The following is a 15,475-nucleotide window of genomic DNA, read 5'->3' as shown; positions in this document are numbered from 1 at the left end:
TGACAGCTTGAATACCATACAATCTACCATTTTTGCATAAGGACGGTCATTCGCCATTGTAACGAGCATATTCTTGCCCCTTGGCTCGGTAACCCTGATAATGAGCGCATGCTCACCTTTTGTCAGCCTAACATTACCATAATGATACCAAGCAAATATTTGCCGGGTATCCTCTAAAGCATTGTAAAATGTTACAACAGTAATGTCCCTCGGAACCAAAGTAGTCGGCACCCGCCTCCACGGACCATCATCAATTCTCCATTCGCACGGAGATGAGATTGAAAGTAAATTTTCGTGTATCCAAAATTCGTAATCGCCTGCCTTCTCTACTTTGAACTTCCAACTTGCATACCAACCGGTACCCGCTGGCGGCGGCACGGCCGTCTCAAGAACAAGGCAAGCGGCTCTAGAGAGTTTTGTCATCCCGCCCATGCGACTGTAATTCCAATTATGAGCGATGGGCATCTCGCCCTCGACGATGATTGCATCTGATTTCGCTTGTTGAGTACCTTGTTTTCGAGGCTTAAAATCCGAAGCTTGCAATTCAAAACTCGACCGGATAATCACGCTATCTCTCGAATGAAGGGAATCAACCATAATTCCCTCTGGCGCCCAGGGTAGGTTTGCTCTGACTAAAGTCGTGTCTTGGGGTGTGAGTCTAATCAACAACTTACCGCCCTCAACTTCGCCTGCTGGCGTGCCATCGGGATACCTGGCATCTAATTTCCCACCGGGTTTTGTGAGAATGACATACTCAATGGGCCTAGCAGATGTGCCGCCCACTGTCCCAGGAAAATAATTAAAGCTATGAGAAGTGCTTGCTATGTCCAAGACTGTAATCCATTCTCCGCCATCCCGGTATGAAAATCCGCCATCGAACAACTTTACCCCCAGAAGGTCAAACATCCCAAAATACGGGTCAATTGCCTTCTCAGAACCAACCACTAAGTCCTGGGGCTGATAGCCATGGAGAGGAAATACCTCTTTGCTGTTAATCTGAACCTTGCCATCAATGAGATTCCATACCTCACCTTTCTCATTTGCCCCAATTATCTTGCTTGTCGGTGTAGGCTTGAGCACTTGGAATTTTCGACCGTCTCTATCTATCGAGAACTCAGGGGTATAGTATTTATCTACTACAGGAATTGTCCCAATATCATGCCGAAAGCCAATTATCGTCACTCGCTTGTCATCTAAGATTGCTTGAGTAACTTCCTCTGCAAATCGCTCGCTAGCCGGCGGTTTTTCAAGGTTAATAATATGCATCGGCACATTGGCTTTCATATTCACTTCCGGCACAATCCAAATATTGTTCTGCGAGCGGCCAACTGGCTCACGCCACCACCAACCGCCATAATTTGAAAAGTCAGCATTCGGTTCGGAATATATCTCCATGCTATGCTGATTGAAGTGCGCAGGAAGTCTTAGATAAATTGGTGGTTTGTATTCTACTATTTGCTCGGAGTTTACCAGGATACGACCAAAAGTCGCCAACCACTCGAGCTGTCTTGGATCGCGCGAGATTGCATCGCTCCATGGTTCGCTTACCCCACGCCCGCCAATCATATAGTATTGAAATATACCTTTCGCACCGCCAGATAAAAGAGCATTAAAGTTAGCATACATTGTTCCAAGGCGGCTTGTATAGCCAATCCCCTTATTGCGCGATGGTGAAGCATCTTGGTGGTTGCCCTCTCCGGTTTCGGTGACTACCAACCAAGTGGTTTTCGTCGCTTGTTCAAGCTCACCGTACGCATGAATGCCCATAAAAAGTAGCATTGGCTCTCCCGTGCCGTATGATTCCATCCCCAAGCCATCATGTCCGCCAGCAGAGCCAGTGTCATTTATATGCCACCAGTCAACATCGGAGAAGCACTTGTAAATAACAGGGACATCGGCGAATTGAGCGATGTCGTCTGCAATACGATTGCAAAACTCAAGAAGCGCCCTGCCGTGATATTCGCGTACGTCATAGTTGAACTGACTCTTTGACGTATCAAGCGCATAGAGCTTGCCATTCTTACGATCGTAAACCCAGTCCCAAAGGACTCCCGAAGGGTGCGAAATACGTCTCATGGAGACAACGCTTGCAGCAGAAGCGAAATCGGGGAATGCACCTTCTTTTGGCCTCCATGCGGCGTTCAGCTTCTCAATAGTCCCATACCGCCGACTCAACCATTTCTCAAAGCCCTCGCGATAATCGTCTGTGTCAGGGATTATCCCATGGCGGGTGTTCATTTCATTCCAGAAAGGATCAACGATAAAACGAAAGCCTTTTCCTAGTTTCACTTTGCTGTAATGAGCGAGAACCTTATCACGGTATCTTTCATACGTCCCGCCCCAATAGTACATAATGAAGCCATGGTCAATCTTGTTCGGCAGGAAGTGGACTCGATATCTTCCAGGCGTGGGCACCTTAACATCGGCTTCCATAAACTTATTCTCCCTCACCGACGCCTCACCATAGTGCACCATGTCGCCAGTCGCTACGTCCTCGACCATAAATAATGCACTTTTCACATCTCTATCTTCGGAACAAACCCTCCCGCTGTCAGAAACTTCAACAACTGGTCCACCTCCTGGATATTGGTACCCGTAGCCTTTAGACTCTAGCGCCTGGAACTCAATCCCATAGCGAAAACCGTGATCATCGAGATAATCAATCGTTTTCTGGAAGTATGCATAGTCGTCGTCGCTGTAATCCTTCCAAAGATACGGTTGGTTTACGCCAAGGTGGAGATATATGTCTTTAACCCCGTATTTCTCGAGCAAATCAAGTTGAGCTTTAACAAGATTCCAATCACGGTCATAGATAAACATTCCGCCTACCGGAAGCCAAGGCACGCCATCCCAGATTAGCGTATGTGCATCATTTATGTGCCAGCGATGTGGAACGCCCTCCTTATCAATGAACGTTCCACGGGTAATAATTTTTCTTAAAACCTTTAATGGCGTTCCAGTAATGCGGATTTGCCCTTGCCATATCACTCGCTCACCAAATACACCAGCTTCGATTGAGTAATCGCCCGAGGGTATGTCTTTAGGAACGGATATGAAATGCAATCTGCGCGCAGGACCCACATAAGAAATATAAGTTTTCTCATTTTGGCTAAAATATAGAAAAACTTTCGCATCTTTTGGCAGCGGTTCTGAAACCTTGAAATTAAACACAGCCCTAACGGTCGAGCCAAGCACCGCTAGCTTTGGCACTTGAACGGCAACCGAGATTAACCTTGCTGGCTTCTGCGAATACTCTGGCGGCTGGCAAGCCAACGCAAATTTGGAAAGGAAGATTCCGATTGCAATTAAAACAACTCTCATCATACAGACGTATTATTCAAAAGAGATGGGGCTTCCTCCGAACAATATTCGCAGAATTGTTGAACGACTTAGCCATGAAGGATATTTTATTCCATTTCTCGAAAAGGTGAGCAAGCCTCAGTAATACAAATATCCTATCCGTAAATCCATTAGGAGGGTTTTCTAACGATGAGATATCTTATAGTTCCCTTTTTCTTATTCATCATATCGCCGCTGTTTGCCGAAAAATCATACACCGATTATCCGCAACTTCGGAACTTTTTCCCATTTGGTATGTATGTCGCGGCCGAAAGGATAGGGGAATGGGACAAACCTGACTCGCCCACGCACATGGGGCGGCCAATGATTGAACCTTATCGGCGTGACCTCCTCGATATGGCGCGCCACTATATCAACCTTGTCGCTATCGAAAACACTTCCATGATTCCTGTACCTATCCTAAAGCAAATGCTCGCTGAAGGGGAACATGTTGGCATATTCACCTGGGCAAGCGAAAATGGCCTACCAAACGAATCCGAGGCGGAAGCATATGCCCAGCGGCGAATTAACCAATTTAAGGATGAAAAGGGACTCCTCGTATGGTCGCCTTGGGATGAGCCATATCCCGAGAACATGGACAAATGGCTCAAATGGAAAAAGGCATTCGAAGAAGCTGATCCAAACCATCCAGTGATAGCCGTAACTTGCGGCGGGCCAAAAGGATTTGAAAACTATGATGTTATTCAAGCCTCCGACTATTATCCGGTTTATGTCGAAAACCCCGACCCATGGTCTGTGCGAGATTTTGTCAGGAGGTACATAGATGCTACAACAAAACCAAACTGGTTTGTAATCCAAGCATTCCAAGGCGAGGGAAGGCGCCTTCCAACGGTAGCTGAGAACCGGATGATGACATATATGGCTATCGGCGAGGGTGTAAAGGGCATACTCTACTTCATTTATGACCATCTTGTTACCCACTACAACTACCCCGTGACGCCGCAGTGGGAAGACATCGGCAAGCTTGGGCGAATTCTTCGAGCAATCGGACCAGAATTGCTTGACACGAGAATTGACCGCGAGAGTAGGCTGGTGGAAATGATTCCTGAGCCGAATACCGACTCGCGCCGTCCCAAGGATTGGCCAAGCGCCATATGCTCTGTCTTAAAATCACCGGCCGGACATGCGTTTATTGTTGTCTACAATACCAGCACCGAATCCCCTGTTCGCGTGCATCTTAAGGCGTCAAGCGGGCGGTTATTCGATTTGATTTCTCTCGTAGAAACAAATATATCTTCTGCCGGCAGACAAACCCTAGACCTACACCTTAATCCAGGCGATGGGCGCATCCTTCTCCTTGCAAACGATAAGAATTATTTGCGTATTGCTGAAAAGATTCGCACAAACCTTTACTTTGCTGAGAGGAAGCTGGTTGTGCTTGAACGCGAGTTAGCTGAGAAATGGAATGTTAAACTCGAGAAGGTAAATATACTACTTGAAAGAGCAAAAAAAGCCGTGTTGATAAATGATCCCAAAAAGGGTTTATCGCTTGTGCTCCAAGCCCGCATGGCTCTAGAAGATGCGAAAAAAGGCAATGCCGACTTCTCTACCGCTCGAAAGGTACTTGATAAAGTATATCAGCGCCTTTGGGATCTCGACCAAGCGCTAAGAAGGTTTAGAGAAAAGCATCCTGACCGCTGGGAAGACAAAATGAAGTGGCCCTTAGATGGCGCTACATCTCGGTTCCTTGAACTTGAACATCTGTTTTCTCTCGGCGATCGAACGGTAGCGGGGCGTGCAGAAGTACTATTAAGCGAAGTGGAAAATTCAATCAAGGAAATCCCGAAGTGAAACTTTCCTAGCCAGGTTAAGCTATAGCAAAACGCAGGGGATTTTGTTTCCGCAATCTTCTGCGATATTGGCTGCCACCATCTTTATTCGCATGAGCCGCCTTTTCACCTATAAATTTTTGCGCCAATTGCTAATAACTTGATATTATGCCTTTTTGACCATTCTGTGGTATACTTATCTCCGTGATTGCGAGCATAACTCTTAATCCAGCATTGGATAAGACAGTTTATCTTGACCAGCTGCTCCCTCATGATGCAAACCGAATCCGCAAAATCGAGGTTGATGCAGGTGGAAAGGGAATCAATGCATCAAGGGTGCTAAACGAACTAGGTAGTCCAACAGTCGCCCTCGGCTTTGTGGGAGGTAAAACTGGGAGCTACATTGAGCACGTCCTTGCAACAGAAGGCGTTAAGACGGACTTCGTGCGAACCGCCGCTGAGACGCGCACAAACATATGCATACAAGAATTTTCTGGTGCTCCACCCACTATGCTGAATGAGCCAGGGCCAAATGTCACCAAAGATGAAATCGAACAGCTTGTCACCAAGGTGTACGAATATGCTTCTAAGTCTTGTATGATGATTTTTGGCGGAAGCCTGGCAGCAAGCGTGCCGGAAGACATTTACCGTACACTTGTCGCTGGCATCAGTAAATTTGGAACAAAGGCAATTCTTGACAGTGACGGCCGCCCAATGCTGCTAGGCCTGGAGGCGCAGCCCTTCATGATAAAACCAAATCGAGACGAGGTAAAGCGCCTGCTAGGCATTGACATCAAAGACTTTAAGGACGCGCTCCCTGCAATCGCTCAGTTTGCTGAGAAAGGAATTGAAATCGTGGTGATTTCAATGGGATCCGCGGGAGCAGTAGCAGGTTCAGCCGAGGGCATTTGGAGCGCTGTCCCACCAAAAGTTAAACCAGTAAGCACGATCGGCTCGGGTGACTCAATGGTTGCAGGAATTGCACACATTCTTTCCCAGGGCGGGCCTCTAGACGAAGCTCTGCGATGGGGCACAGCTGCTGGCGCTGCAACTGCAATGACAGATGGAACCGAGATATGCAAACGCCACCAGGTACTTTCGCTCCTGGATGGTGTGCTCATCGAACGTCTGCGATAGGACGGTAGGTTGGCAGTGGACATACATGAGTTCAAGCGTCTATTATCCAAAGAATTTGGCAAGAAGCTGGAACATGCAACACCCAGCAACGTTCGCGACTTTCTGGATAGAATGCAGCTAAATGTTCTCGGCCCAAAGATGAAGGGGCCTGTTGTACTTCAAGAGAGCGCATCGTCCTATGAGGAGATAATTAAGGATTTCTTCGCGCGAGTACTAGATCTACCACGCGATGAGGCTCTTATCTTGTTATGGCTACTTGCTTTCGACCTTTCCTTCTCAGCCATTGAGCTACAACAAGCCGAAACATTTCGCTCACTTTTTGCTGAATACGAGGAGTAGTCTATACCCCTTAAATTGAACAAATCAGCCGTCAGTACGTCTATTTTTATGACGTGAAGATCGCGCTGAGGGTAAGGTGGTCTGTTTGCTGAATGCAGACACCGTCTTAGCGTCGACCCATCAGAACGACGATTGCGAAGCCTTCGACGAGATTGTCGCGCGCTATAAAGACGGGATTTACAACTATATATGGCGCATGGTTTCAAATCGCGATGACGCCGAAGACCTCGCTCAAGAAGTCTTTGTTCGAGCGTTTGCGTCCATGAAGTCATTCCGGCGTGAGTCAAACATACGAACGTGGCTCTACAGAATAGCCACGAACCTTTGTATAGACAAATATCGGCGGTCGAGTATTGAAAAGCAATTAATCACGCCGCTTATGCAAAGCGGTGACTGCAACGAAGATGCAAAGCCATTAGATGTGCCCGACATGACCTATGATCCGGAGCGAACATATGACCGCACAGAACTTCAGGCGGAGGTGCAGCGGGCGCTGTCGAAACTGCCGGATAAACTTCGGAGCGTAATAATTCTTTACGATATAGAAGGAATGTCTTACGAAGAAATAGCAGAGACGGTCTCTTGCCCAATTGGCACCGTAAAGTCGCGCATTTTTAATGCGCGCGCACAATTAAGAAAGCTGCTCAAACCTTATATTGAGGGTTAACTATGAACTGCAGACACTTAAGAAAAAACATCATAGATTACATGAGCGGCACGCTCAGCAAGGAAAAAACAGAGCGCATCAAAGAACATTTGCTGTCATGCGCTGAATGCTCCCAACTAATCGCTGAGCTCGAAGCAACTTCTCATCTTGTGCGTTCGCTTGACAGAGCTAAAGCGCCGGCGGGGTTCGAAAGTCGCCTCCAAGCGCGTTTAGCCTTCCAGCAATCTGTTCAGACTAATCGGAACCCAATCCGCAGGTTTGCTCGAGATTTTGCCCAAGCATTTATAGGTATGCACCGGCAATCGTTGAGGCCCGTAACTGCCGGAATATTATTTTGCCTCATGCTCGGAGTGTCCATTTTAATGATGATTAATAATAACGTGGCTCAAGCAACGGACCAAGCATTTATCAGCGTTTGTCAAGAACAACACATCTCGTTTGCTGCAGCCAATCCACTTGCGGATGATTCTGCGGTGCTCTTAAAAGATCGAGCTAGCGACCTTGTAAATGAATTGTAGCACGGACTTTTTAGATATGCGAATCGTGAAAGCAACAATTGCATATGCCATCCTCTGCCTAATTCTCGGACTGTGTCAACGTGCCGAGGCAAATGATGGCGCAACAATTCTCAAGAAAATGCTCATGTCCGAGGGAAATGTTTCCTTTACGGCGCATCAGGTGACCACCCTCGCAAAGGGACCTTTTCTCACCTCTGAGCAAGAAGTTTACCGAGATGGGTTTAAAGGAATGCGGACTGAGTACACTTTTCCTAACCAATTGGCTGGCGAGACTATGATTGACGACGGAAAAGTTCTCATTCGCTTCATACCCAGGAATAAAACGGCAAAGACGCAACCTTCAAGGCTCAACTTTCTTAAGCTAAGAACAATAGAAGCTAACCGCGCACTTGAACGCGGCCAAATCCAAGTAGAATTGGTCGGAAGGGACAAAATCGCAGGCAGAAATGCTTACGTTCTAGAGGTGAAGCCGCGTGCGAAACGCGCGGGCCCTACTCGCAAGTTCTGGGTAGATACCGAGAAATGGGTCAAATTAAAGACGGAAGACATCGCTCCAGATGGGACGGTAGTATCTACGTCCTATTACACTAGGATAGACTTCACCAGCGTTCCTCCTGAAAAATTCCGCTTTAAACCGCCTCCCGGCGTTCGTGTCGAGCGAGGCCCGGAACGCATGCAGATTATGTCTGTAGAAAAAGCCCAACGCATGGTAGACTTCCAAATTCGCGAGCCAAAATATCTACCAAAGGGATTTAAGTTGCTAGGTGCAACTGTCGTTCCTTTCCGGCATGGGAAAGTAGTTGGCCTTAGATACTCCGATGGTGTAAGTTCTTTCTCTTTATTCCAAGCACCAAGGCGTATGCTAGACCCTCGGTTCCAAAAGCAACTCCAGAAGGACCCCCTCCGCGCTGGACGTGGGGCATATGCGTGGAAGTTTGGTGAACTCAATTTCACTTTAGTAGGCCCAATTCCAGCTGATGAAATCAGACGAATTGCAGATTCGATAAAATAGAATTTCGACGGGAAAATTACAATATCTAGTCTGGGCAATACCAATCTATAACGCTATTGGAATAGCCCAAGCTTCAACCCCTCACAAAAAAGTAGTCATACCGTCCAGTAGGTTCCTCCCACGTCACCTCTACATCGGTGACGTGAGCCCTCCCAGGCCCTTGCCTTAAGAAAGAAAGGAATGTCTCGAGAGCGGAATCTTCGCCTTCAGCTACTACCTCGACAGCTCCGTCTGGTGTGTTGCGCACATAACCTTTAATCCCCAAGTCATTTGCAACTTGGCGAGCGAAAAATCGGAAACCAACCCCCTGCACTCGCCCACGAATAATTGCCCTGAACCTCCTGGTCATCGTTTATCTCCCGGTTAAATACTCCTTAACAACAACCATTGGCCATATTTAGGCTATAGCAAGCGAATTCCTGCATTAGAAGTTACACATCGAAAGGTTTTATCGCTTAGAACTTTGGGTATTAAACTTCCCGACATTATTTTTCCAATATTAATGGCCATAAAAACCGGCACTTGGCTTGCAGAAACTGGTATATTTGCTAGTTGACTCTACCTATTGCAAGCGATAGACTAGTTTAAATGGATACTCATGTCGGTTTCTGACGGGCAATATTGGAAGCTAGTACCTATGAGCAGGCGCCATGAAAAAACAGTCAATTACCTATTGACAGCTTGCTAACTATATGATAAACTACTATAGAGAGCTGGCTAAATCATGAGCGCCCAAAAGGAGCAGATATGAGACCCACAATAAAAGTTTTATGGCTTCTCATGCTTTTTTTGTTAATCCCCAGTCTAAGCATTGCCCAATATAAAATAGACTGGTTCTCAATTAACTCAGGCGGCGGGTCAACTGAAGCCGCCGGTTCATATAAGATGAACGGCACGGTAGGCCAGGCTGAAGTCGGAGTAGTTGCTACGCCCGCCTATTCTCCAGATCCTCATATTCATTATATAGGATTTTGGTCTGGAGACATTGCCCAGCCCCAGCAGGTAGATTCGCCCTCCGAAGTCAAGCTCAAGCGTGATGGCGCTTATGTAGCTATTGCGGGTGTGTACGCAACAACGAACTACTCAGCGGATTTCAACGACAAGATTTACATAGAGGCAGGCGACCGCTCGTCGGGCATCCAGTTTTATCACGGACAATTGCAAATTCCTTCGGTTGCTGAGGGAGATAAAGTCAGTGTAATCGGCACCTTAGCCACCAGAAACGGTGAGAGGGCAATTGTTGGCTCAACGGTTACACTCCTAGCTCCAGACACGCCACCGATTTCTCCTTTGAAGCCACTTGGGATGCAAGCACTCGCAGTAGGCGGAAGCGACTTCCAATATAACCCCGAGACAGGAGAAGGACAGCTTGGCGTGAGCCAAAACGGCTTGAATAACATTGGTTTGCTTGTAACAGTATGGGGAGCAGTGAAAGGGACCGTAATGGAGTCCGACGGAAATACATATTTGCTTCTCGACGATGGGTCGAAGCCTAATGCCCCACTAAGGATTGACAAATCTAAAATCGGTAGCTATCCTGACAATAGCATAATCCAAGTTACTGGAATAAGCTCTGTGGGGTATATCGACTCACAATTAGTTCCAATTGTCAGACCTAGAAGACCAGCTGACGTCATACAGATTTGGCCACAGCCGTAAATCGCTGTACATGCAGGTTTTCGAAATATAAACGCACAAAATTAAGTTTTTGAGAAATAATCAGAAGAGGTGAGAAAATGAAAAGGTTTATATTCATAATGGTGCTAATTGCACTAGTCACTCAATTGGTAATGACGATTGCATCAGCAGAGGTAACAAATGTTACCTCCCCACCATTAGCCAGAAAGTGGAACCTCATTAGTTTGCCTGCAATCCCCAAAAACCCAAATCCTGAGGTTGTATTCGCAGGCTTTCCGGTGGGAAGTGGTATTCTCTGGAGATATAGCGCGCCGGACTCAAATTTCTACTACTACGACCCTTGGGATCCTGAGCCGTTTGGTGGCGCGCTAATCACCGAAGGTTACTGGCTATGGTGTGAAAATGGTGGGATGACCATATCCTACGAAGCCGTGACCGAAAACTACAATACCGACATGTGGATTAGCCTTCCTGGAAAGCCAACCGATACTATCGGAGGCGGTTGGACGCTTATAGGAACGCCCTACAACTTTAATTATCCTTGGGAAAACGTAAAGGTAACAGACGGTACGCAGACACTAACTGTAGAACAAGCATGCAATTTGGCAGATCCCTGGTTAGCCAAAATACATTGGTGGTTTGATGCTACAGCACAATCACTAATGACCCTGAGCTATCCAGACCAATGGCCTGATTCAACAGAATTGCTACCATGGCACGGATATTGGATACAATCTCTTAAGGACAACCTTGCCTTGATTCTAGAGGTACCATCTTAGTTAAAGGATTCTCGACACTCAACAAACATAAAAAAGCGATTAGCTTTTGGCTAATCGCTTTTTTATTTCAAATAAAATCTATAATTTCAATCGTGCCGCCAACAATTAGGTTCGAATTAAACGTTCCTATGTTGACAGATTCGCTGAGCACGTTTACTAATATATTTGACTAGCTTTCGGTGAAATTTCGTAATTCCACTCAAACATAAAAAGCCATGAATCTAGCTGACCTCTTTTTACTTTCCCTGCAATCCTATGCAAACACACCCCCATTGAAGCAAATCGATTCCATCTTAATCAAAAGCAGGCCAACCACAGGCTTTGTCAAATGTGTACGAATCTTATATAATACAGAATGGTGTCCTAAAATGCGGCGCCCCTATGCAGAAAAACTTCGGGGAGGAGTTTAAAGATATGGGAACTGAAATATCAATTTTGCAGAAAGCGCGAGCAGCCTACCAACCCAAGTTGCCAAAGGCATTGCGCGAAGGAAGAATCAAGGTTGAACTCGGACCGCCTTCCGAGCCCGCAACAGACAAAGTAGAGATACAGGCATTATTCCCAAACACCTATGGCCAGCCGATTGCAACATTGGTTGAAGGCGACGGAAATCTTAGCACAGCCCCTATGAAAGTTGGAGTCGTCCTTTCTGGCGGACAGGCTCCCGGCGGCCATAATGTCATCGCAGGTTTGTTCGATGCACTAAAGGCAGCAAACCCTGAAAGCAAGCTTTATGGCTTCCTCAAAGGGCCAGGTGGGGTTATAAAGTGTAAATACAAAGAGCTTACAGCTGATGTAATAGACAAGTACCGCAATACTGGCGGTTTCGACATGATTATGAGCGGCAGAGACAAGATAGAAAAGATTGAAGAACTGGAAGCATGCGAAAAAAATTTCAAGGATCTCGACCTTGATGGGCTAGTAATCATCGGCGGCGATGATTCGAATACAAACGCTGCTGTGCTTGCAGAGCACCTTAAAGCCAAGGGTTCTAAGACTAAGATAATTGGAGTGCCAAAAACAATCGATGGCGATATGAAAAATGAACATATCGAGGCTTCCTTTGGATTCGATACTGCCGCAAAGTTATACTCCGAACTTATCGGCAATATTGCTCGCGACGCAACCTCTGCAGTTAAATATTGGCATTTCATACGCTTAATGGGACGTGCGGCAAGCCACGTAACGCTCGAGTGCGCGCTTCAAGTACATCCGAACATAGCACTGATTTCCGAAGAGGTCCAAGCCAAAGGCACAAATTTAGAAGAGATAGTTGACTATATCACCGATGTGATTGTCAAGCGTGCGCAGGCCGGAAAAAACTACGGTGTGCTGCTCGTTCCAGAGGGGCTTGTAGAGTTTATCGCAGACATAAAGACAATGATAGATGAGTTGAGTGCAATTCTCGGCAAAGACGAGGAATATATCAAGAGCCTGCCAGACCATTCCGAGCGTGTACAGTATTTAAGCAGCTTGCTGAGCGAACATAGCGGGAAAGTATACAATTCACTACCGGTGGACATCCAGGAAGTTCTTCTCAAAAGAGACAGCCATGGGAACGTCCCGCTCTCACAAGTTGAAACCGAAAGGTTGCTGATTGACCTGGTTTCCGACAAAATACGCTTCCTGCAAGCTCATGATGGCAAAGACTTCGTGAAGTTCAGTCCGCTATCACATTTCTTTGGGTATGAAGGCCGATGCGCGGCACCGACTAACTTTGATGCAGATTACGCATATTCGCTTGGCTACGCAGCGGCACAATTAATACGAGCTGGCCTGAGTGGATACACCGTAATGGTGAAAAATCTAACACGCCCAGCAGATGAATGGGTAGCGGGTGGTGTCCCAATCACAATGATGCTTAATATGGAGGTCCGCAAAGGAAAGCGTATCCCTGTCATCCGAAAAGCGTTAGTAGACCTCGACGGCGCACCGTTCAAGGAGTTTGCAGCCAATCGAGAAAAATGGGCGCTTAATGACGAATATATTTACCCGGGTCCAATTCAGTATTTTGGACCACCTGAAATTTGCGATGCACCAACAATAACGCTCACCTTAGAAAGGCGTTGACAAAGGGGCTTTAAAAGAATCGGAGCAGTCATATTTTATGCTGCTTTGGATGACGGTGTTGAAGTCATCTATTCTAGCGACTTTACTATTATGGCACGTCTGTGGTAAGATAATGCTAGGTCCCCCTTGACAGAAGATTCATACTTTGGGGACCTAGTGTGTAATCGTTTCCATACCGGCAATGGTCGGCAAATACTAACTAAATACTTTAGAGAGGTCAGTATGTGTGGAATTGTTGGATTTATTGGAAGCAGGAACTGCGTATCATCCTTGCTTGACCAACTTTCAAAGCTAGAGTACAGAGGTTATGACTCGGCAGGCATTGCAGTTGTGGCAGACCATTCTTTGAAAGTCGTCAAGACCGTCGGAAAGATCAAAGATCTCCGACAAATTGTTGGCGATTTAAGCGGAAATTTAGGAATCTGCCACACTCGGTGGGCAACTCATGGTGCACCATCAACTCCAAACTCACATCCCCATACAAGCTGCGAAGGCGACATTGCAGTTGTCCACAACGGCATCGTAGAGAACTACCTTGAACTGCGAGAAAAGCTCACAAAAGAGGGACATGTCTTCAAATCTGAGACTGACACAGAAACAATCGCCCACCTAGTCGAAAAGCACTACAAGGGCGATCTTCTCGAAGCCGTTCGAGAGGCTGTAAAAGAGATAGAAGGATCATACGCAATAGGCGTCATTCACAAAGACCATCCTGACATCTTGGTAGCAGCTCGGAAAGATAGTCCGCTAATCGTCGGCATAGGGAAAGGCGAAAACTACATTGCCTCAGACATTCCAGCGCTTCTTGGCCATACCCGCGAATTCATGGTACTAGAAGACGGCGACCTAGCCCTCCTAACGAAGGATAATATCACACTTACTTCTGTTTCAGGGGCTCCGGTCAAGCGCGAGGTATTGCAGATTACGTGGGACGCCAACGCCGCGGAAAAAGGCGGCTACGAACACTTCATGATAAAGGAGATACATGAGCAACCAGCGGTCATCAAAGAAGCCTTGCGAGGTAGACTAACCGCTGACGACACCGTGAGTCTTGAAGAAACAAAACTCACACCCGAACAACTTAAGAGGTTCAACCGCATTTACATTGTTGCATGCGGGACTGCGTACTATGCGGGTTGCGTGGGAAAATACTTCTTTGAGAAAGTACTTGGCGTGCCAGTTGAAGTTGATTTGGCATCCGAATTCCGATATCGCGGCCCAATACTTGACGACAAAAGCTTGGTAATCGCTATAAGCCAATCTGGTGAGACCGCGGATACGCTAGCTGCGGTTCGTCTAGCTAAAAAGTTTGGCTCTACAACTGTGGCAGTTGTAAACGTAATCGGAAGCTCGTTATATAGGGAATGCGACAGTATTCTTTATACTCGCGCGGGGCCTGAAATCTGCGTTGCATCAACAAAAGCATACATTACTCAGATAATCGGCCTCTACCTGATGGGTATCTACCTTGCCCGCGCAAGAGGCACAATGTCTCTAGAACAAGAGAAGGAATACGTCAGAGAACTGCGAAAGCTCCCTGAAGTAGCTGAGAGAGCATTGCAGACCGAAGACCAGATAAAGGAAATTGCAAAGGCACTGGCTCCTCAGGAACACGCTTACTTCCTTGGTCGCGGCCTGGACTACGCAGTTGGTTTGGAAGGTGCGCTCAAACTTAAAGAAATTTCCTATATTCATGCCGAGGCATACGCCGCCGGCGAGATGAAACATGGCCCACTTGCATTGATTACAAAAGGCACTTGGGTAATAGTCCCGGTAACCCAAGAGCATGTCCGCGAGAAAACAATCTCGAACATCAAGGAAATGCAAGCTAGGGGTGCAACCATCCTAGCGCTTCTCAAGGAAGGTGATCCCGACCTGAGCCATGTTGTTGACTATGTGGTCTGGGTGCCAAAGGTACACGACCTATTCATGCCTGTGCCAACTATGATTCCACTTCAGTTGCTTGCATACTGGACATCCCAAATATTGAATCGCGAGATTGACCAGCCTAGGAATCTGGCAAAGAGCGTGACAGTAGAATAAAACATTAGCTCATACAAAGCGATAGTCGGCACGATTTGCTGACTATCAGAGGCGGATTGTTGCACTAAAAGGGAGATTGGGTGCGAGAAAAGGGGTATTTCTCCAAGTATCTTAGTTCACCTACTCTCCCTTTATTTACACCA

12 protein-coding genes are annotated in these 15,475 nt (G+C 46.8%); 10 read left to right on the top strand and 2 right to left on the bottom strand.

Annotated elements, in window-relative coordinates; translation table 11 throughout:
• On the bottom strand, window positions 1–3,324 hold a 3,324-nt coding region (locus tag QHH26_10060), incomplete at its 3' end, for a hypothetical protein (GenBank protein MDH7482299.1).
• A 165-nt stretch (window positions 3,325–3,489) separates the two neighbouring features.
• Here QHH26_10060 and QHH26_10055 point away from each other — a divergent pair.
• From QHH26_10055 to QHH26_10030, 6 genes are all read left to right on the top strand, one after another.
• Complete coding sequence (locus tag QHH26_10055) at window positions 3,490–5,151, top strand: hypothetical protein (protein ID MDH7482298.1); 1,662 nt, start codon at window positions 3,490–3,492, stop codon at window positions 5,149–5,151.
• Window positions 5,152–5,333: 182 nt separating this feature from the next.
• Entirely contained in the window at window positions 5,334–6,266 is a 933-nt protein-coding gene (pfkB, locus tag QHH26_10050) for a 1-phosphofructokinase (protein MDH7482297.1), read from the top strand.
• Window positions 6,267–6,275: 9 nt separating this feature from the next.
• Window positions 6,276–6,605 carry a hypothetical protein gene (locus QHH26_10045; GenBank protein ID MDH7482296.1) on the top strand — a complete coding sequence of 110 codons (330 nt, stop codon included), beginning with the start codon at window positions 6,276–6,278 and terminating at the stop codon, window positions 6,603–6,605.
• A gap of 85 nt (window positions 6,606–6,690) precedes the next feature.
• Window positions 6,691–7,272, top strand: a complete 582-nt coding sequence (locus QHH26_10040) for a sigma-70 family RNA polymerase sigma factor (protein ID MDH7482295.1) — start codon at window positions 6,691–6,693, stop codon at window positions 7,270–7,272.
• A 2-nt stretch (window positions 7,273–7,274) separates the two neighbouring features.
• A complete protein-coding gene (locus QHH26_10035; GenBank protein ID MDH7482294.1) occupies window positions 7,275–7,790 on the top strand; it encodes a zf-HC2 domain-containing protein in 516 nt (171 codons plus the stop codon).
• On the top strand, window positions 7,780–8,802 hold the full coding sequence (locus tag QHH26_10030; protein MDH7482293.1) for a MucB/RseB C-terminal domain-containing protein: 1,023 nt from the start codon (window positions 7,780–7,782) through the stop codon (window positions 8,800–8,802). The genes QHH26_10035 and QHH26_10030 overlap by 11 nt, the downstream gene beginning before the upstream one ends.
• A gap of 73 nt (window positions 8,803–8,875) precedes the next feature.
• On the opposite strand, the gene QHH26_10025 is transcribed toward QHH26_10030, so the two are convergent.
• The gene (locus QHH26_10025) at window positions 8,876–9,151 is read right to left on the bottom strand and encodes an acylphosphatase (GenBank protein MDH7482292.1); all 276 of its coding nucleotides are present in this window, start codon (window positions 9,149–9,151) and stop codon (window positions 8,876–8,878) included.
• A 398-nt stretch (window positions 9,152–9,549) separates the two neighbouring features.
• On the opposite strand from QHH26_10025, the gene QHH26_10020 reads away from it, so the two are divergent.
• From QHH26_10020 to glmS, 4 genes are all read left to right on the top strand, one after another.
• On the top strand, window positions 9,550–10,461 hold the full coding sequence (locus QHH26_10020; GenBank protein MDH7482291.1) for a hypothetical protein: 912 nt from the start codon (window positions 9,550–9,552) through the stop codon (window positions 10,459–10,461).
• A 77-nt stretch (window positions 10,462–10,538) separates the two neighbouring features.
• Window positions 10,539–11,219 (top strand): hypothetical protein, encoded by a 681-nt coding sequence (locus QHH26_10015; GenBank protein ID MDH7482290.1) that lies wholly within the window; start codon window positions 10,539–10,541, stop codon window positions 11,217–11,219.
• A 414-nt stretch (window positions 11,220–11,633) separates the two neighbouring features.
• A complete protein-coding gene (locus QHH26_10010) occupies window positions 11,634–13,289 on the top strand; it encodes a diphosphate--fructose-6-phosphate 1-phosphotransferase (protein ID MDH7482289.1) in 1,656 nt (551 codons plus the stop codon).
• A gap of 222 nt (window positions 13,290–13,511) precedes the next feature.
• Window positions 13,512–15,332: a glutamine--fructose-6-phosphate transaminase (isomerizing) gene (gene glmS, locus QHH26_10005; protein ID MDH7482288.1), complete on the top strand. Its 1,821-nt coding sequence runs from the start codon at window positions 13,512–13,514 to the stop codon at window positions 15,330–15,332.
• Window positions 15,333–15,475: the final 143 nt, after the last annotated feature.

It is taken from the genome of Armatimonadota bacterium (genome assembly GCA_029907255.1).
In the GTDB taxonomy this organism is placed as follows: Bacteria; Armatimonadota; UBA5829; order DTJY01; family DTJY01; genus JAIMAU01.
Note: the sequence above shows the minus strand (reverse complement) of the source record. Positions and strands in the feature narration are given on the sequence as shown.